This window comes from Nonomuraea sp. ATR24 (assembly GCF_041950485.1).
In the GTDB taxonomy this organism is placed as follows: Bacteria; Actinomycetota; Actinomycetes; order Streptosporangiales; family Streptosporangiaceae; genus Nonomuraea; species Nonomuraea ceibae.
This window is the reverse complement of sequence record NZ_JBGNUU010000002.1, coordinates 539,277-555,312: the sequence shown is the minus strand read 5'-3', so window position 1 is coordinate 555,312 and position 16,036 is coordinate 539,277. Positions and strand designations below refer to the sequence as shown.

The following is a 16,036-nucleotide window of genomic DNA, read 5'->3' as shown; positions in this document are numbered from 1 at the left end:
CGGCGGGCGTTCAGGCCAGGCGGCCGAACGCCCGCAGGGCCGCGCGGGCCACCGGATGGCGGACCAGCGCGGGGATCGTCGTCTCGCCGTTGACGTAGCGGTCGAACATCCGCCACACCGGCGGCACCCTGGTAAGGGCGCCGTGCACGAGGCCGGGACGCCGCGTGAACAGGTCCATGACCTGCCGGGAGGCCGCCATCTCGGCGCCGAGCGTGGCGGTCACCGTACGGGTGTAGTCGTCGGCGGCCCGGGTGACGGCGGCGTCGTCGGCCGCGGCGGCGATCAGCGCGGCCGCCTCGCCCGCCCAGGCGCCGGAGCGCAACGCGAACGAGATGCCCTCGCGTGACCACGGGTCGCACAGTCCCGCCGCGTCACCGGCCACGACGACCCGGCCCCGGGCGAGCGGCGAATCGGGGTGGCGGCAGCGCGTCAGGTGGCCGGTGTCGTGCAGCGGCTCGGCCTCGGCGAGCCTGTGGCGCGTGAGGAAGTCGCGCAGGTAGGCGCGGGTGGCCTCGCCCTGGCCGCGGGAGGCCACCACGCCGGCGGTGCAGATGTCGCCCTTGGGGAACACCCAGCCGAACGAGCCCGGCAGCGGCCCCCACTCGATGAGCATCCGGCCGCGCCAGCGGGCGGCCGCGTCGTCGCCGACCGGCACCTCGGCCTCCAGCGCCAGGTCGATCTGCTCGCAGCGCACCCCGACGTGCCCGGCGATCCGGCCGGCGCTGCCGTCCGCGCCGACCAGGGCCCGGGCGCGGATCGTCTCACCCCGCGAGGTCCGTACGCTGACCAGCCCGTCGTCCTCCAGCCCGGCGATCGGCGTGCCGTCGCGGACCTGGGCGCCCGCGTCGGCGGCGGCGACGGTGAGGGCGGCGTCCAGCTCGTCGCGGAACACCATCTGGATCGGCTGCTCCCCGGCGGAGGTGAGCGCGCGGCGCCTGCGTCCCTCCCAGGTGAACTCGAACGTCCGGGCGACGTCCCGGACCCGGACCGGCAGGCCGTCGGGCAGCGCCGCCCGGGCGCCGCCGATCAGGCCCCCGCCGCACGTCTTGTAGCGCGGGATGATGGCACGTTCCAGCAGCAGCACCGCGCATCCCGCCTCGGCCGCCACGCGGGCCGCCGTGGCGCCCGCGGGACCGGCGCCGACGACCACCACGTCCCAGACTCCGTGGATGGCGATCACCCCCTCCTTCCGGACGGTAACCGTCCGTGAGGAGCCGCCGGAACGCCCGGGAAGGCGAAGGGTTGATAACCGGAGAGTGACGAATTGATTACGAAGAGTGTTCTGAGCCCTCGCGCAGCTCCCTGGTCGCCGAGCGGTAGGCGCGGGCGACGCCACCGAGCATGCCCAGCATCAGCGGTACCTGCTCCGGCGAGTAGTGTGCGGCGATCTTCTCCAGGTGCCGCTCGGAGGCGATCCGGGTGGCGTGGTAGGCGGCCATGCCCTCCTCGATCGGCTCCACGGTGACCGTGCGCCGGTCGCGGCGGCCGCGCACCCGCCGCACGTAGCCGGCCTTCTCCAGCCGGTCGATGAGCCGGGTCGTGGAGGCGGACGGCAGGCCCAGCTCCTCGGCGATCGCCCCGACCGCGAGGGGGCCGCGCATCTCCAGCAGGATGAGGGCGGCCACGTCCACGTGGTGCACGCCGAGCCGGTCGGCGATGGCCTCGATGTGCAGCATGACCGCGATCAGGAACTCGCGGAAGACGTCCTCTTCTGGATGCTTGTCGGTCACCCGGCCCAATGTACTTCACATCGATGTATCTTTGAATCGGAGAGATTCCGGTTTGGAGAGATAATGGACGTTCTAGTCATCGGCGCGGGTGTGGGCGGCCTGGCCGTCGCCCGGAGCCTGCTGGCCGCCGGGCACCGGGTGCGGATCTTCGAACGGGCCGAGTCCATGCGGACCGGCGGCGCGGGGCTGAGCATCTTCAGCAACGGCGCCGCCGTGCTGCACGACCTCGGCGTCAGCCTCGACGGCGCGGGCGGGAGGTTCGACCGGATCGACGCGATGACGTCGGACGGCCGGCTCCGCCTCCGCTCCGACATGACCCACGCGGAGGCGCGCTACGGCTTCGCCAACAAGTCGGTCTCGCGCCGCGTCGTGCTCGAACGCCTGGCCGAGGGGCTGCCCGGCGACCTGATCCGTTTCGGCACGGGCTGCCGGAGCGTCACCCAGGACGCCGACCGGGTCACCGCCGTCTTCGACGACGGCTCGACCGCCACGGGTGACCTGCTCGTCGGCGCCGACGGCCACCACTCCGTCGTCCGGCGCGAGCTGTGGGGCGACGTGCCCATCCGGACGGCCGCCTTCGGCACCTGGCAGGCGCTCAGCCGGATCGACATCGATCTGGCCCGCACCCACGTGCACCTGATGATCACCGGCCGGGAGGGCGCGTGCGGGCTCATCCCGGCGGGCGACGGGAACCTGCAGTGGTGGTTCGACGTGCGGTGGAAGCCCGGCGACCCGCGTCCCGCCGCGCCGCTCGCCGAGCTGAGGCGGCGCTTCGGCCACTGGGCCTCGCCGGTGCCCGAGGTGCTCGCCCAGGCGTCCGAGTCCGACCTGGACTTCTTCGGCCACCACTGGCAGAAGGTGCGCCGCGAGTGGGGCAAGGGCCGCGTCACCCTGGTCGGCGACGCCGCCCACCTCATGCCGCCGACCCTCGGGCAGGGCGCCAACCAGACGTTCGAGGACGCCTGGGTGCTCGGGCGCGAGCTCGCCAAGGGCGGCGACGTGGCGCAACGGCTGCGCGCCTACGAACGGGCCCGCTACAAGCACGTCTCCCTGGTGTCCAGCCTGGCCCGGCGCAGCCCGGCCAACTGGCGGATTCCGCCGGTGATCGGGCGGCTGTTCTCCGAGACGTCGCAGAGCGGGATGCTCGCCCGGTTCAGCAACCGCCTCACGGCCGCCGCCTCCCCCTGAGCGCCGCCCTCACCGGGCCGGTCGCAGGTCCTGCGTCCCGATGACGCGCAGCAGGTCGAGCTTCTCCTTCGCGTCGGTGCCCTCGGTCGGGAAGAACGCCAGCACCTTGAGGTCCGCCTCGGGCGTGAGCAGGACCTCGCACGTCAGGTGCAGCAGCCCGACCTCCGGGTGCGCGAACCGCTTGCGGTCGAACCGGCGCACCGCCACCTCGTGCCGCTCCCACAGCTCGCGGAACTCGGCGCTGCGCCTCAGCAGCCCGCGCACCAGCCGGACGACGTCCTCCTCGCCGGCCCGGCGCGCGTACGTCGCGCGCAGGTCGGCGACGTGCGCCTGCGAGTGGCGCGGCCAGTCCTCCTCCGGGAAGCGGTCGCGCGCGCCCGGCTCGGTGAACCACCGCCAGATGATCTGCGCCTGCCCGGGGCGGCGCGGGCCGAGCACGACGTCGGCGAGCGCGTTCTGCCACAGGACCTCGTTCAGGTCGGTGCAGATGCACACCGGCACGTCGGTGAGCCGGCCGGCCAGGCTGATCAGGCCGGGCCGGATGTGCCGGCCCGCCCGGCGCGCCGGGGGAGCGAGCCCGGCCAGATGGTAGAGGTGGTCGCGCTCGCCCAGGTCGCAGCGGAGCGCCCGCGCCAGCGAGGCCACGATCGGCTCCGACGGGTTCGCGCCGCGCCGCTGCTCCAGCCGGGCGTAGTAGTCGGCGGACATGTCGGCGAGCTGTGCCACCTCGTCCCGCCGCAGCCCCGGCGTCCGGCGCCGCACGCCGGCCGGCAGGCCCACGTCCGCGGGGCGCAGCAGCTCGCGGCGCCGGCGGAGGAAGTCGGCGAGCCCGGCACGGTCGATCACGCCTCCAGTCTAGGGATGAGGCCGCGCCCAGCCAGGGAGAGTCCGTCCCTGGCTGGGCCGTGCCTGGCTGCGCTGCGCGGCGGTGCGCACAGTGGGAGGCATGACGACGAAGACCCAGCTCACCGCCCGCCGCCTCGGCCGCACCGGCCCCGCCGTCTCCTCGCCCGGCCTCGGCGCGATGGGCCTGTCCGGCGCGTACGGGCCCGTGCGCGACGACGACGGCGTACGCGTCCTGCACGCCTACCTGGACGCCGGCGGCACCCTCCTGGACACCGGCGACTTCTACGGATCCGGGCACAACGAACTGCTGATCCGGCGCGCGCTGGCCGGGCGGGACCGGGACGAGGTCGTGCTCTCGGTCAAGTTCGGCGCCCTGCGCGGCCCCGACGGGAGCCACGCCGGGTTCGACGCCCGCCCCGCCGCCGTGCGCAACTTCCTGACGTACTCGCTCCGGCGGCTCGGCGTCGACCACGTCGACGTCTACCGCCCGGCCAGGCTCGACCCGGCCGTCCCCGTCGAGGAGACCGTCGGCGCCATCGCCGAGCTGGTCGAGCAGGGGTACGTGCGGCACGTCGGCCTGAGCGAGGTCGGCGCCGCGACCGTCCGCCGCGCCGCGGCCGTCGCCCCCATCTGCGACGTGCAGCTCGAATACTCGCTGTTCAGCCGGGGGATCGAGGACGAGATCCTGCCCGCGTGCCGCGAGCTCGGCATCGGCGTCACCGCGTACGGGGTGCTGTCGCGCGGCCTCATCGGCGGCGGGACCACCGGCGGCATGCGGGCGGCGTCGCCGCGCTTCCAGGACGGCAACCGCGAGCACAACGCCGCGCTGGCCGCGCGGCTGGCGGACCTGGCCGCCGCCAAGGACGCCACGATCGCGCAACTGGCGATCGCCTGGGTCGCCTCCCGCGGCGAGGACATCGTGCCCGTCGTGGGCGCGCGGCGCCTCGACCAGGTCGGCGCGCTGGTCGACAGCGTCCGCGTCTCCCTCGGCGACGACGAGCTCGCCCGGATCGAGGAGCTGATCCCGCGCGGCGCCGCCAAGGGCGACCGGTACCCCAGCCGGCACATGGCCGACCTGGACAGCGAACGGCCGCTAGGATGATGCCATCATCTGAATGTTGACAGCATTGGGCAAGGTGGGTCGGGCATGGCGACAAGGCATCTGTACGTGGCGAGGCACGGGTCGGCGGACGCGTTCGGGACGCTCACCGACGTGGGCCACCGGCAGTCCGAGCTGCTGGGGGACCGCCTCGCCGCCCTGCCGGTCGACGCCGTGTGGCACTCGCCGCTGCCACGCGCCGTCCGGTGCGCCGAGATCGTCGGCGGGCGCCTGCCAGGCGTCCCCGTACGCGAGGCCGCCGAGCTGGTGGACCACGTGCCGCACGTGCCCGAGGAGATGCCCGCCGAGTGGGCGGGGTTCTTCGACGGGTACGACCCCGCCGAGGCGGCCGAGGGCGCGAGGCTCGCGGCGGCGCTGGCCGGCCGGTTCGCCAGGCCCGCCGAGACCGAGAGCCACGAGGTCCTGATCACGCACGCCTACCAGGTGGCCTGGCTGGTGCGGCACGCCCTCGACGCGCCCCCGGCCCGCTGGCTGGGCCTCAACTGCGGCAACGCCGCGCTCACCGCGATCGACTTCCACGACCGCGCCGCCCCGGCGGTGCTGCTCTACAACGACATGGGCCACCTCCCGCCGGACCTCCGCTGGACCGGCTTCGGCCCCCGCATCCGCCCCTGAGCCCGCACAGCCCCGGCGGGGGCGCAGGGCTCAGGGCGTACGGGACCGGCCGGGCCTCAGGGGGTGCGGAGGGCGGCGTGGGCGGCGGCGAGGCGGGCGGCCTCGTCGCCGGCGGGGTCGCCGCCCGACACGTCGTCCGCCCAGGCGAGCAGGCGGCGCAGGTGGGGGCCGGCTTCGTCCGTGGAGACCGGGGCGGAGCCGAGGGCGACCTCGCCGCCGGAGCCGTCGATCGTGACGAGCGCGCCCTCCTCGATGATCCGGCCCCCCGCCGTCACCGACCCGGCGCCGACGACCAGCCCGGCGACGCCGACGACGGCGGGCTTGCCCATCGACCGGGCGACGACCGCCGCGTGGCTGGCGGGCCCGCCGCGCGCGGTGACGATCCCCGCCGCGGCGGCCAGGCCGCGCATGTCGTGCGGCGACGTCTCCGGCCGCACGAGGATGACCGGCCCCGAGGCGGCCATCCGCACCGCCGCCTCGGTCGACGTCGCCACCCTCCCGGACGCCACGCCCGGGCACGCGCCGACGCCCCGGGCCACGACGGCGGCCCGCGCCGAGGCCGCCAGGCGCGGCGTGCGCACGTGCCGGAGCTGCTGCGGCGACACCCGCAGCAGCGCCTCCCGCCGGCTGATCAGCCCCTCGCCGGCCAGCTCGGTGGCGACGCGGACGGCGGCCCCGCCGGTGAGCCCGCCGGGCCGGACCTGCAGCATCCACAGCTCCCCGGCCTGGAAGGTGAACTCGGCGTAGCACGCGTCCCGGTAGTGCCGCTCCACCCGGCGCAGCGCGCCGGCCAGCGCGGCCCACACGGCGGGCTCCCGGCCGGCCAGCTCGCGCAGGGGGAGGGTGAGCGACCGGCCGGAGACGACGTCCTCGCCCTGGTGGCCGAAGAGCACGTCGCCGAACGGGGTGTTCTCGCCCGTGGTGGGGTCGCGGCTGAAGGCGACCCCGGTGCCGCTGCGGCCGTCGCGGTTGCCGTACACCATCGCCTGCACGATCACGGCCGTGCCGAGGTCGTGCGGGATGTCGTGCAGCTCACGGTACGTGCGCGCCCGCGGCGTGTCCCACGACGCGAAGACGGTCCGGACCGCGAGCTCGAGCTGCGCGGCGGGGTCGCCGGGGATCGCCAGGCGCGCGTCGCCGGTGGCGGCGGCGAGGCTCGCCAGGAACCGCCGCCGCGAGTCCTCGGCGAACCGGACGTCGCCGGTCTCGGCCGCCAGCCCGGCCGCCGCCTCGGCGGTGAGGCCCAGGTTGAGCACGGTGTGCATCATGCCGGGCATCGACACGCCCGCCCCGGAGCGCACCGACACGGCCAGCGGCGTCCCCGGCCCGCCGAACCGGCGTCCCGTCGCCGCCTCCAGGTCGCGCACGGCGCTCACGAGCTCGTCGGCGAGCCCGCCGGGCAGCCGGCCGTCGCGCAGGAACGCCCGGCACGCCTCGGTGGTGACGACGAACCCGGCGGGGACCGGCAGCCCGAGCCGGTGCAGCGTCACCAGGCCGTGCGCCTTGGCGCCGATGACGGCGGCGCTCTCCCCGGTCCGCGCGGAGAGCGGGCGGATCCACCTCATCGGGGGATCCCCAGCGTCACGAGCAGGTCCTCGTGCAGCTCGGCCCACACCGCGTGGTAGGAGGCGGTGCCGTCGGCCAGGTAGCGCCGTTCCCCCGCCCGGGCCCGGCCGAGCGCCTCGGCGAGCCGGACCCGGTAGCGGCCGAAGCGCGGCAGCGCCCCGGCCAGGTCGGCGCAGACTGCCTCGGCCCGCCGGTCGAGGTCCTCGAAGCGGGCGACGACGCGGGCGTCGTAGGACGGGTCGCTGTGGTCGTTGGCGGTCAGGACGCCGCCGACGGGCCGGAGCTGCCAGGCGGCGCAGAGGTCGAGCAGCTCGGGGTTGAGCACGAGGAAGCGCTCGAACGCGGCGAGCAGCGCGGGACGGGTCCCGGCCGACTCCAGCTCGGCGGCGATCCGCTCGGCGTTCGCGGCGCGGCCGGCGTCGGTCAGCCCCCACGCGGCGAAGGCGCCGGATGTGCGCGTGACCAGCCCGGCGACCGCGAGGTCGATCAGCTCGGACTCGGTGGTGGCCTCGTCCAGGCCGGTGGCCACGGCCAGCCGCTCGACGGCGCACCAGCCCGCGCAGCGCAGCGTGTGCAGGAGCACCGCGCCGTGCTCGATTCCGGGAAGCCCGGTCCCGGGGAGCCCGCTCATGCGCCGGCCCCCCGAGGGTCGTGCGCGCTCTCGCCGGTGGCCGCGGCGTAGGCGGCGCCCCGGCCCTGGCTGCGGGCGACGACCATGCCGTCGCGGACCCGTACGGCCGCTTCCGTCTGGTCGTCGTACCCGTTCACGCCGAGGGCGGCGGCGGCCACCGCGCCGTCGCTCACGATCAGGCGTACGTGCCCCCACGCCTCGGGCGGGAACACCCGGCGCAGGCACGCGGTGAGGTCGCTGACCCGGAGCCGGACGAGGCTGCCGGTCTCGGCCGGGTCGGCGGTGACGACGGCCACCGTGACCTGCTCGCCGGGCCGGGCCGAGCGCACGGCCTCCTCGGCGGCCGACAGGCGCCGCGCGCCCAGCGCCACGACGAGGCCGTCGGCGCCCAGGTCGGCGGGCCTGCCGGTGAGGTGGTCGAGCAGTCCGGTGGGCGGGTCCCACGGCTCCCGGCACCGCTCGGCGAGCCCGACGAAGGTCAGGTACGGCGGGTCCCACGTGTCGCCGAGGCCGCGCTCGCCCGCCAGCCCGGCCAGGTGCTCGCAGGCGAGCGCCCGGTCGAACGGGTCGCCGAAGCCGGGCGCCAGCTCGGCCATGAGGCCGGAGCCGTTCAGCATGGTCAGCACCAGCTCGGCCAGGCGGACGCGGCGCGGGGCGCGGGGGTCGGGCTCGCACGACTCCAGGCCGAGGGCGAGCAGCAGCGCCTCCAGGCGGGCGAGCTGCGCCAGCACGGCGCGGCCCGGCTCGTCGTCGACGACGCCCACGAGCGAGCGCAGTTGCAGGCGGCCTCCGGCGGCGGGGTCGTCGACGAGGGGCAGCCGCTCCAGCCACGCCCTGGCGAACGCGCCGAGCGCGCCCGGCAGCGACGCCGTGGGGCTGGGCGCGGCCGTGGGCGCGTTCTCCACCAGGTCGACGAGCACGGCCAGGTAGAGCGCGCGCTTGCTGGGGAAGTTCGAGTAGACGGCGCCGCGGGTCAGCTCGGTCCGCTCGGCGATCCGGTCGACCTTGGCCGCCGCGTAACCGTGCTCCACGAACTCCTCCCGCGCCGCCGCGAGCACCGCCGCGCGCGTGCGCGCCTGCTGCTGGGCGCGTGTCAGCCGGACCATCGCCACACCTCTCCTCCGACGACTGCAATTCAAATGTTCATGCAATCCAGATGATAGCGTCATCCGAGATGTGGTGCGGTCATCGTGACAGCCGCAGCAGCATCACTCCGTACATCAGCTCCGCCGGGCAGAGGCCCCACTGTTTGGAGTCCTCCGAGCCCGGGTGCTCCCCGAGCAGCACCAGCGCCCCCGGCGGCACCCGGTCGGGCAGCCCGGCAGGCGCCCACGGCGGCATCGGGTCGCCGGGCGCCGCGGCGACCCGCTTGACGTACCAGCCGGTCCCGGCGGGCCCGGCCCAGCCCGTGCCCGGCGCGGGCCGCCGCACGACCACGATCCGGCCCGCCCGCACCCGGCGGCGGCCGCGCAGCACCAGCAGGACGTCCCCGTCGGACAGGGCCGGCGACATGCTGCCGCCCCGCACGGTCACCGTGGACAGCAGCAGCCGCGCCGCCACCGCGCCCCCGGCCAGCAGGACCACCGCGCAGGCCAGGAACAGGCTCACTCGGCGGCCACCGGGTCCTCGCGGTAGCCCGCCGCCTGGGTGCGAAACAGCCGGGCGTACGCGCCGTCCGGCGACGCGGTGAGCGAGGCGTGGTCGCCGCTCTCCAGCACGCGGCCGTCCTGCACGACGACGATCCGGTCGGCCCGGCGCACGGCGCTCAGCCGGTGGGAGACCAGCACGCTGGTGGAGCCCGCGCGCAGCTCCCGCAGCCGGTCGTGGACCGCCGCCTCGGCCACCGCGTCGAGGCCGGAGCTGGGCTCGTCCAGGATCATCAGGTCGCGGCCCTGCCGCATCAGCCCGCGCGCCAGCGCCAGGCGCTGCCACTGCCCTCCCGACAGGTGCACGCCGCTCGCCGGGCCGTCGCCGTCGTCCTCCTCGCCCGCGTGGAAGACCCGGCTCAGCAGCGTCCCGTAGCCCGACGGCAGCCGCTCGACGACCTCGTGGACCCCGGCCCGCCGGGCGGCGGCGCGGATCCGGTCCCGGTCGCCGAGCGCGGCCAGGTCGCCCAGGCCGATGTTCTCGGCGGCGGTCAGGTCGTAGTCCATGTAGTCCTGGAACACCGCGCCGATCCGCTCGCGCAGCCGCGCCACCGGGACGTCCCGCACGTCCACGCCGTCCCACAGGATGCTGCCGCGCTGCGGGTCGTAGAAGCGGCAGAGCAGCTTGACGAGCGTGCTCTTGCCTGCGCCGTTCAGCCCGACGATCGCCACGCTCGTCCCGTACGGGATCGTCAGGCTCAGCCCGCGCAGCACCCACGGGGAGTCCTCGCCGTAGCGGAACCACACGTCGCGCAGCTCGATCCCGCGCGCGAGCGGGGCGAGCCCGCGCGGCCGGGCGGGCACGGGCAGGTCGTCCGCGACCCCTGTCACCGCCAGGTAGTGATGGAAGACCAGCGCCGACTGGTGCCCGGCGGCGATGCCCTGCACCAGGGCCGCAAGCCCCGACTGGACCCCGGCCAGCGACGCGATGAAGATCGACACGTCGCCGACGCCGATGCTCCCGCCCGCCGCGGCGTGCACCGCCCACACCAGCCCGCCGGCCGACAGCAGCGCGCCGAGCACGGCGAGGGACACCTGGACGCGCACCACGCCGCCCTCCAGCCGGTCCTCCGCACGGTTGGCGGCGCGCAGCTCTGTGAGCATCCGGCCCTTCAGGAAGCCGCCCAGCCCGAACAGCCGCACCTCCTTCGCCGCCTGCAGATCCGTGAGCAGCATCTGGTAGAAGAGCTTGCGCCGCATGCCGGGGCTCGTCCGCCACATCAGGCCCGCCCGCCGCCTGCTCAGCGCCAGGTGGGCGGCCATCGCCGGGGCGGCGGCCAGCACCGCGACCCCCGCCATGACCGGGCTGATCGCCACCAGCGCGCCCAGGAACCCGAGGACGCCGAGCGCCCCCTGCACCGTGGCCAGGCCCATCTGGACGAGCTGGTCCGGGGCGTGCTCGGCCGACTGCTGGGCCAGCCGCAGCCGGTCGTGGAAGCGCGGGTCCTCCAGCCGCGCCAGGCCGCTCATCCCGTTGACGGCCTCGAACAGCCGGTCGTGCGACCGCAGCCCGATGGCCCGCCGGGCGCGCCCCTGCGCGTACGCGGTGACGGCGGAGGTCGTGGCCAGCGCCACGCCCAGGGCGCCGATCCCGGCCGCCACCCACACCAGCGCGCCCGCCCTGGGGGAGGGGGAGGCGAGCTCGTCGAGCGCGACCTTGGTCAGCCAGGCGGCGGCCACCGGCGCCGTACCGCCGACCACCGCCGTGACGCCCTGCACGAGCAGCATGCCGGGGCAGGACCGCCAGGCCAGGGCGTACGCGGCCGCCATCGCGCGCAGGATGGAGACGCCCTCCGCGCCGTCGCCGCCCCTCACCGCGCCGCCGTCTCCCCGTCCCGCGTGTCCATCCGTACGCCGTCCCGTACGTCCCGTACGTCGTCCGGGGCGTCCAGCGCGGCCAGGCCGACGCCGGCCGTCACGGCGATGCCGTCGGCGTCGTAGTGGGCGAACCCGGGGTAGTAGCGCGCCCCGAACCGGGCCCCGACCGGCGCGTCGAGGAACTCGGGCACCACGTGGTCGGCGAGGTCGCGCAGCCGGGCGGCCAGCTCGCTCCCGGCCGCGTCGACGCCGACGACCGTGGCCAGCACCCGGCCGCCCGCCTCGCGGACGCGCCGTGCGCGCTCGGCGAAGGCGGGCAGGCTGTCGTCGCAGCCCGAGCAGTCCAGCGACAGGAACGCCACCAGCGCGGGCCGGCCGATCAGCGTCTCGCGGGTGACTGCCGAGCCGTCGGCGGCGACGGCGGAGAACGCGGGCATCCGGCTGCCGGGCGCGATGCCCAGATCCGGCGCGCCGTCGTGGCCGTCGTGGCCGTGGTGGTCGTGGTGGCCGTGGTGGTCGTGGTGGTCGTGGTGGTCGTGGGCGTCCGGCGGGGAGCTCGTCAGGCTCCGCCAGCGGCGTACCAGGGCCAGGGTCAGCACCGCGTTCAGCGCAGTGGTCGCCGTGACCAGGACGAGTCCTGCGGCAAGGTGTTCCACGGAGGTCCCTTCCGGCGCCGCCTCAGCGGCCCCCGGCCGACGAGGGAGAGGCGAAGAGCGAGGCGAGGTCGTCGACGAAGACGATCAGGACGGTGAGCACGCCGGCCGAGACCACGGCCAGCACGATCCCGGGCACGGTGGGCGGCATCCCGCCGCCCGCCGTGAGCGCCACGGCCGCGCCCGTGACCGCCGCCGCCAGGAGCACCGCGTTGCGGGCGATGTGCCGGACGCCGAGCGGTGCCTCGCTCGCGCCGAAGCAGGCGCAGGTCACCCGCTTGCCGCGCGCCACGACCAGCACCGGGACGGCCGTCAGCCCGAGACAGAGCGCCGTCGCGGCCACGAACCCCGCCGTGACCGTGGGCGGCAGCGCCAGCAGGAGCGCGACCAGCAGCTCGGCGGCCGGGACCAGCACGGCCAGCGGCCCGCGCAGCCGCGCCGGGACGACGTCGAAGCCCGCCAGCGAGGCGGCGAACACCCGCGGGGAGCGCAGCTTGGCCACCGCCGCGAGCGCCAGCACCGCCACCAGGGTGAGACGGCAGGCGAGCGAAACGTACAGCACGAAAGCTCCAGGAAGCTCCGGGAAAGGGGGGCACGCGCGCGGCCGCTCTGGCGGGTGCGGCCGCGCGCGTTGAGCTCACGCGGGGATCAGCAGTAGTTGTGGCTGTAGCTGTACCAGGCGCCGCAGTGCTTCACGCAGGCGCCGTTGAGCGAGCAGGTGCGGCCGAAGCACACACCGCCCTGGACCTTGTACTCCATCCACGACTCGGGGGTGCATCCGGCGTCGGCGGTGGCCTTGGGGAGCAGGGTCTCGACCGCGCGGGTGACACGCCGGGTCAGGCTCTGGATCATGCCTCTCCTCTGGGGTGAGTGGATCGGTTTTCCGCACGCGGGCTCCGGACCACGGATAGGGGGTGTTCACCGTGGCCGGCAGCCCGCGCGGGCTTGGGGGGCGGCCTCCGGGAGGCGCTAGGGGGCGACCAGCTCGGTCCGCAGGGCGGCGACGCCCGCGCCCGCCGTGGTGACCACGCCGTCGGGGCCGTACCAGGCGTAGGTCGGGTAGTTCCTGGCGCCGTAGCGTCGGGACAGCTCGGCGCGCGCGTCCTCGGCGATCACGAGGTCGACCGTGTCGCGGAGCATCGCGGCCAGTTCGCTGCCGGCCGCGTCGTCGCCGTGCACGATCGCCAGGGAGATCCCCCCGGCGGCGCGCAGCCGCTCGGCGTGCGCGGCGAACAGCGGCACCGCCGTGACGCACGCCTCGCACGTGAGCGAGAAGAATCCGACCAGGGACTCCTTTCCGAGCAGCGTGCGCTCGGTCACCGTGGCGCCGTCGAGGGCTTCGGCGGAGAAACTCGGAATTCGATCGATGGTCCGGACGATTCCCCGGCCGCCCGCGCCTCCGGCCGGTCCCAGCTCGCGCCACCGGCGGAGCAGGACCAGCAGGATCGCCAGGTTGACCAGGCCGATCACGCCGACGAATACCAGTCCCACGACAGCGAAAATCACGACAGGCGTCCTCCGAGCCTAGGGGCATCGGTGGCGGGGGCCACGCGTCGATGATCTATCAAAAAGAACGTGACCGCAATGCCCAGTTTGGGGTGGAGTTTCCGCCTGTCAAATGCGGAGTTTGGATATCGGGGATGAGTGGGTAAGAACTCTTTTCCTCATTTACGCCTGCCGTCACCCGGCGGGGGAGGCCGGGCGCGGGGCTACTTGCTGTGCGCGATCTGGATGAGGTTGCCGCAGGTGTCGTCCAGGACGGCCGTGGTGACCGGGCCCATCTCCAGCGGCTCCTGGGTGAAGGTGACGCCGAGCGCGCGCAGCCGTTCGAACTCGGCGGTCACGTCGTCCACGGCGAACGACGCCGCAGGGATGCCGTCGGCGGCCAGCGCCGCCTTGTAGGGCCTCACGGCGGGGTGGCCGTCGGGCTCCAGCAGCAGCTCGGTCCCGTCGGGCGCCTCGGGCGAGACGACGGTGAGCCAGCGGTCCTCGCCCAGCGGCACGTCGTTCTTCTTCACGAAGCCGAGCACGTCGGTGTAGAAGCGCAGCGCCTTCTCCTGGTCGTCGACGAAGACGCTCGTCAGGCGGATCCTCATGGGTTCTCCTCAGATGTGCGGGGCTTGAGCCACCGGGTCATGGCGCGCTCAAGCGGTTCGGTGTCGAGGTCGTGGAACTTGTAGCGGCCCTGGCGGCGCGTCCGGACCAGGCCGGCCGACTCCAGGACGGCCAGATGCTGGCTGATCGCCTGGCGGGTCAGGCCCGATCCGTGCTCGGTCACCAGGCGCGCGCAGATCTCGAACAGCGTCTGGCCGTCCCGTTGCACCAGCGCGTCGAGGATGCGCCGGCGGGTGGGATCGGCCAGGGCCTTGAAGACATCATCCGCCATGCGCCCCACAATAGGCAAGTCGTCACTTGCCTATCAAGCGGTCAGCCGAGGAGGTCGGCGTGCAGGGCGCGCAGCACCGCGTTCGTCCGGTCGCGCGCCCCCAGCTTGAGCAGCACGGTCGAGACGTGGTTCTTGACCGTGCCCTCGGCCAGGAACAGCGCCTGCGCGATCTCCCGGTTGCTGTAGCCCTCCGCGACCAGCCGCAGCACCTCCAGCTCCCGCTCGGTGAGCGGCTGGACGGCGGGCAGGCCGGTCCCGTCCGGCGGACGGCGGCGGCGCACCGCCCGCATGAGCCGGTCGGTGATCGACGGCGAGATCAGCGTCCCCCCTCCGGCCAGCACCCGGATGGCCCCGGTCAGCCGCTCCAGCGTCACGTCCTTCAGCAGGTAGCCGCCCGCGCCCGCGCGCATCGCGTCCAGCACGAGCGTGTCGTCGTCGAACGTGGTCAGCACGAGCACCGGCGGCGCGCCGCCCGCCCGCTCGCGCAGCGCGTCGAGCGTCCAGAGGCCGTCGTGACGCGGCATGCGCAGGTCGAGCAGGACGACGTCCGGGGCGTGCTCCTCGATCGCCGCCAGCGCCGCCATGCCGTCGTCGGCCTCCCCGGCCACCTCGATGTCCTCGGTCAGGTCGAGGAGGCTGCGGATGCCCTGCCGGACCAGCGTCTGGTCGTCGACGACGATCACCCGGATCGCCTGGGTCACCCCGGTCACCGCCCCGGCACCGTGGCGGTCACGCGGAACCCGGAGCTGCCGTCGAACCGCACCTGGCCGCCCACGGCGTCGACGCGCTCGCGCAGGCCGCGCAGCCCGTTGCCGAGCCGCAGCAGCGGGCTGCCGCGCCCGTCGTCGGCCGAGGTGAGCCGGACGCCCCCGTCGGGCGCGCTCTCGATCCGGACGCGCAGCGAGGTCGCCCCGGCGTGCCGGATCGTGTTGGTGACGATCTCCTGCACGACGCGGACGAGCGTCAGCGTCACCTCCTCGCAGGGCCGCACGTCGTCGTCGATCCGCAGGTCGACGTCCAGCCCGGGGATGTCACGCACCACGGCGCGCAGCGACGCGCGCAGCTCGGGGGCGTCGGCGCGGAGCCGGCCCACGGTGGCGCGCACGTCGCTCAGCAGCGTGCGGGCCACCTCGCCGGCGCGTTCGACGTGGGCGCGGGCGGCGTCGCCCTCCTGGTGGCGGGCGACCTCCAGCTCCAGCGTGAGGGCGGTGAGCTGGTGCCCCATGAGGTCGTGCAGCTCGCGGGAGATGCGCAGCCGTTCGTGGGCGCGGGCGGTGTCGGCCAGGATGACGCTCGCCGCGCGCAGCTCGACGTGCGCCTCCGCCAGCTCGCGGCGCATCCGCTGCTCCCGGAGGATCGACAGCGAGCTGAGCAGCCCCGCCACCTGGATCAGCAGGTAGAGCAGCGTCTGCAGGCCGATCGAGGCGGCATCGGCGCCGGCCAGGCCCGCGGTCACGGCGATGACGACGCTGTTGAGCCCGATCACCGCCGGGGCGGCCCAGGGCGGGGCCACGTACGCGCCCATGGTCGCGGTGCAGACCAGCAGGATCGGCAGCCATCCGGCGTTCGGCGCGGTCAGCAGCGTCAGCCAGCCCAGCACGATCGACGCGCCGTAGCACGCCCGCGACAGCAGGGGGCGGCTGTCCTCCCAGAGCGCGGCGCCCATCAGCGTGGCCAGCAGGAGCGCGAACTGCACCCCCCACACCGGCAGCGGGACGCGCGTCCCGGCCGCGCCGAGCAGCGTCGGGGTGCCCACCGCGACACACACCAGCAGCATCGCCAGGCCCGCCCACGTGTCCGGCTCGATTCGCCGCATGACGCCACTGTAATGGCGACT

The 16,036-nt window shown here is 75.2% G+C and carries 19 protein-coding genes; 3 read left to right on the top strand and 16 right to left on the bottom strand.

Annotated features, from left to right (window positions below):
- Positions 1 to 10 precede the first annotated feature (10 nt).
- Both ACBI99_RS06545 and ACBI99_RS06540 read right to left on the bottom strand, forming a co-directional pair.
- Positions 11 to 1,180, bottom strand: a complete 1,170-nt coding sequence (locus tag ACBI99_RS06545; protein ID WP_375071876.1) for a geranylgeranyl reductase family protein — start codon at positions 1,178 to 1,180, stop codon at positions 11 to 13.
- 88 nt (positions 1,181 to 1,268) lie between these two features.
- Complete coding sequence (locus tag ACBI99_RS06540) at positions 1,269 to 1,730, bottom strand: MarR family winged helix-turn-helix transcriptional regulator (RefSeq protein WP_219510084.1); 462 nt, start codon at positions 1,728 to 1,730, stop codon at positions 1,269 to 1,271.
- Between the two features lie 63 nt (positions 1,731 to 1,793).
- Between ACBI99_RS06540 and ACBI99_RS06535 the strand changes: the two genes are divergently transcribed.
- Complete coding sequence (locus ACBI99_RS06535) at positions 1,794 to 2,918, top strand: FAD-dependent monooxygenase (protein ID WP_219510086.1); 1,125 nt, start codon at positions 1,794 to 1,796, stop codon at positions 2,916 to 2,918.
- A 9-nt stretch (positions 2,919 to 2,927) separates the two neighbouring features.
- Here ACBI99_RS06535 and ACBI99_RS06530 read toward each other — a convergent pair whose 3' ends face one another.
- Positions 2,928 to 3,764, bottom strand: a complete 837-nt coding sequence (locus ACBI99_RS06530; RefSeq protein ID WP_375071875.1) for a helix-turn-helix transcriptional regulator — start codon at positions 3,762 to 3,764, stop codon at positions 2,928 to 2,930.
- Between the two features lie 100 nt (positions 3,765 to 3,864).
- Here ACBI99_RS06530 and ACBI99_RS06525 point away from each other — a divergent pair, with 100 nt between their 5' ends.
- The gene (locus tag ACBI99_RS06525) at positions 3,865 to 4,866 is read left to right on the top strand and encodes an aldo/keto reductase (RefSeq protein ID WP_357591050.1); all 1,002 of its coding nucleotides are present in this window, start codon (positions 3,865 to 3,867) and stop codon (positions 4,864 to 4,866) included.
- A 45-nt stretch (positions 4,867 to 4,911) separates the two neighbouring features.
- Positions 4,912 to 5,499, top strand: coding sequence for a histidine phosphatase family protein (locus ACBI99_RS06520; protein WP_375071874.1), 588 nt, complete (start codon positions 4,912 to 4,914; stop codon positions 5,497 to 5,499).
- 56 nt (positions 5,500 to 5,555) lie between these two features.
- On the opposite strand, the gene ACBI99_RS06515 is transcribed toward ACBI99_RS06520, so the two are convergent.
- The 13 genes from ACBI99_RS06515 to ACBI99_RS06455 all read right to left on the bottom strand — a co-directional run bounded on the left by ACBI99_RS06515 (position 5,556) and on the right by ACBI99_RS06455 (position 16,015).
- On the bottom strand, positions 5,556 to 7,064 hold the full coding sequence (locus ACBI99_RS06515; RefSeq protein ID WP_375071873.1) for a pyruvate, phosphate dikinase: 1,509 nt from the start codon (positions 7,062 to 7,064) through the stop codon (positions 5,556 to 5,558).
- Positions 7,061 to 7,696 carry a transcriptional regulator gene (locus ACBI99_RS06510; RefSeq protein ID WP_375071872.1) on the bottom strand — a complete coding sequence of 212 codons (636 nt, stop codon included), beginning with the start codon at positions 7,694 to 7,696 and terminating at the stop codon, positions 7,061 to 7,063. Before ACBI99_RS06510 ends, ACBI99_RS06515 begins: the two co-directional genes overlap by 4 nt.
- The gene (locus tag ACBI99_RS06505) at positions 7,693 to 8,802 is read right to left on the bottom strand and encodes a TetR/AcrR family transcriptional regulator (RefSeq protein ID WP_375071871.1); all 1,110 of its coding nucleotides are present in this window, start codon (positions 8,800 to 8,802) and stop codon (positions 7,693 to 7,695) included. The genes ACBI99_RS06510 and ACBI99_RS06505 overlap by 4 nt, the downstream gene beginning before the upstream one ends.
- 79 nt (positions 8,803 to 8,881) lie before the next feature.
- On the bottom strand, positions 8,882 to 9,304 hold the full coding sequence (locus ACBI99_RS06500) for a S26 family signal peptidase (RefSeq protein ID WP_357591053.1): 423 nt from the start codon (positions 9,302 to 9,304) through the stop codon (positions 8,882 to 8,884).
- The gene (locus ACBI99_RS06495; protein WP_375071870.1) at positions 9,301 to 11,157 is read right to left on the bottom strand and encodes an ABC transporter ATP-binding protein; all 1,857 of its coding nucleotides are present in this window, start codon (positions 11,155 to 11,157) and stop codon (positions 9,301 to 9,303) included. Before ACBI99_RS06495 ends, ACBI99_RS06500 begins: the two co-directional genes overlap by 4 nt.
- Positions 11,154 to 11,816: a peroxiredoxin family protein gene (locus ACBI99_RS06490; protein WP_375071869.1), complete on the bottom strand. Its 663-nt coding sequence runs from the start codon at positions 11,814 to 11,816 to the stop codon at positions 11,154 to 11,156. Before ACBI99_RS06490 ends, ACBI99_RS06495 begins: the two co-directional genes overlap by 4 nt.
- A 22-nt stretch (positions 11,817 to 11,838) precedes the next feature.
- The gene (locus ACBI99_RS06485) at positions 11,839 to 12,375 is read right to left on the bottom strand and encodes a MauE/DoxX family redox-associated membrane protein (protein WP_357591059.1); all 537 of its coding nucleotides are present in this window, start codon (positions 12,373 to 12,375) and stop codon (positions 11,839 to 11,841) included.
- Between the two features lie 86 nt (positions 12,376 to 12,461).
- Entirely contained in the window at positions 12,462 to 12,665 is a 204-nt protein-coding gene (locus tag ACBI99_RS06480; protein ID WP_219510097.1) for a hypothetical protein, read from the bottom strand.
- A gap of 117 nt (positions 12,666 to 12,782) precedes the next feature.
- Entirely contained in the window at positions 12,783 to 13,304 is a 522-nt protein-coding gene (locus tag ACBI99_RS06475; protein WP_219510099.1) for a TlpA disulfide reductase family protein, read from the bottom strand.
- A gap of 218 nt (positions 13,305 to 13,522) precedes the next feature.
- Positions 13,523 to 13,909, bottom strand: coding sequence for a VOC family protein (locus ACBI99_RS06470; RefSeq protein WP_375071868.1), 387 nt, complete (start codon positions 13,907 to 13,909; stop codon positions 13,523 to 13,525).
- A complete protein-coding gene (locus ACBI99_RS06465) occupies positions 13,906 to 14,199 on the bottom strand; it encodes a helix-turn-helix transcriptional regulator (RefSeq protein ID WP_219510103.1) in 294 nt (97 codons plus the stop codon). The genes ACBI99_RS06470 and ACBI99_RS06465 overlap by 4 nt, the downstream gene beginning before the upstream one ends.
- A 41-nt stretch (positions 14,200 to 14,240) precedes the next feature.
- Positions 14,241 to 14,909: a response regulator transcription factor gene (locus tag ACBI99_RS06460; protein ID WP_308126002.1), complete on the bottom strand. Its 669-nt coding sequence runs from the start codon at positions 14,907 to 14,909 to the stop codon at positions 14,241 to 14,243.
- Entirely contained in the window at positions 14,906 to 16,015 is a 1,110-nt protein-coding gene (locus tag ACBI99_RS06455) for a sensor histidine kinase (protein ID WP_375071867.1), read from the bottom strand. The genes ACBI99_RS06460 and ACBI99_RS06455 overlap by 4 nt, the downstream gene beginning before the upstream one ends.
- Positions 16,016 to 16,036 lie beyond the last annotated feature (21 nt).

What these genes read in the sequence shown, in the direction of transcription:
- ACBI99_RS06515 (WP_375071873.1), bottom strand. Translation starts at nt 7,064, where the DNA reads ATGAGGTGGATCCGCCCGCTCTCCGCGCGGACCGGGGAGAGCGCCGCC.
- ACBI99_RS06465 (WP_219510103.1), bottom strand. Translation starts at nt 14,199, where the DNA reads ATGGCGGATGATGTCTTCAAGGCCCTGGCCGATCCCACCCGCCGGCGC.
- ACBI99_RS06455 (WP_375071867.1), bottom strand. Translation starts at nt 16,015, where the DNA reads ATGCGGCGAATCGAGCCGGACACGTGGGCGGGCCTGGCGATGCTGCTG.
- ACBI99_RS06470 (WP_375071868.1), bottom strand. Translation starts at nt 13,909, where the DNA reads ATGAGGATCCGCCTGACGAGCGTCTTCGTCGACGACCAGGAGAAGGCG.
- ACBI99_RS06525 (WP_357591050.1), top strand. Translation starts at nt 3,865, where the DNA reads ATGACGACGAAGACCCAGCTCACCGCCCGCCGCCTCGGCCGCACCGGC.
- ACBI99_RS06480 (WP_219510097.1), bottom strand. Translation starts at nt 12,665, where the DNA reads ATGATCCAGAGCCTGACCCGGCGTGTCACCCGCGCGGTCGAGACCCTG.
- ACBI99_RS06510 (WP_375071872.1), bottom strand. Translation starts at nt 7,696, where the DNA reads ATGAGCGGGCTCCCCGGGACCGGGCTTCCCGGAATCGAGCACGGCGCG.
- ACBI99_RS06520 (WP_375071874.1), top strand. Translation starts at nt 4,912, where the DNA reads ATGGCGACAAGGCATCTGTACGTGGCGAGGCACGGGTCGGCGGACGCG.
- ACBI99_RS06535 (WP_219510086.1), top strand. Translation starts at nt 1,794, where the DNA reads ATGGACGTTCTAGTCATCGGCGCGGGTGTGGGCGGCCTGGCCGTCGCC.
- ACBI99_RS06505 (WP_375071871.1), bottom strand. Translation starts at nt 8,802, where the DNA reads ATGGTCCGGCTGACACGCGCCCAGCAGCAGGCGCGCACGCGCGCGGCG.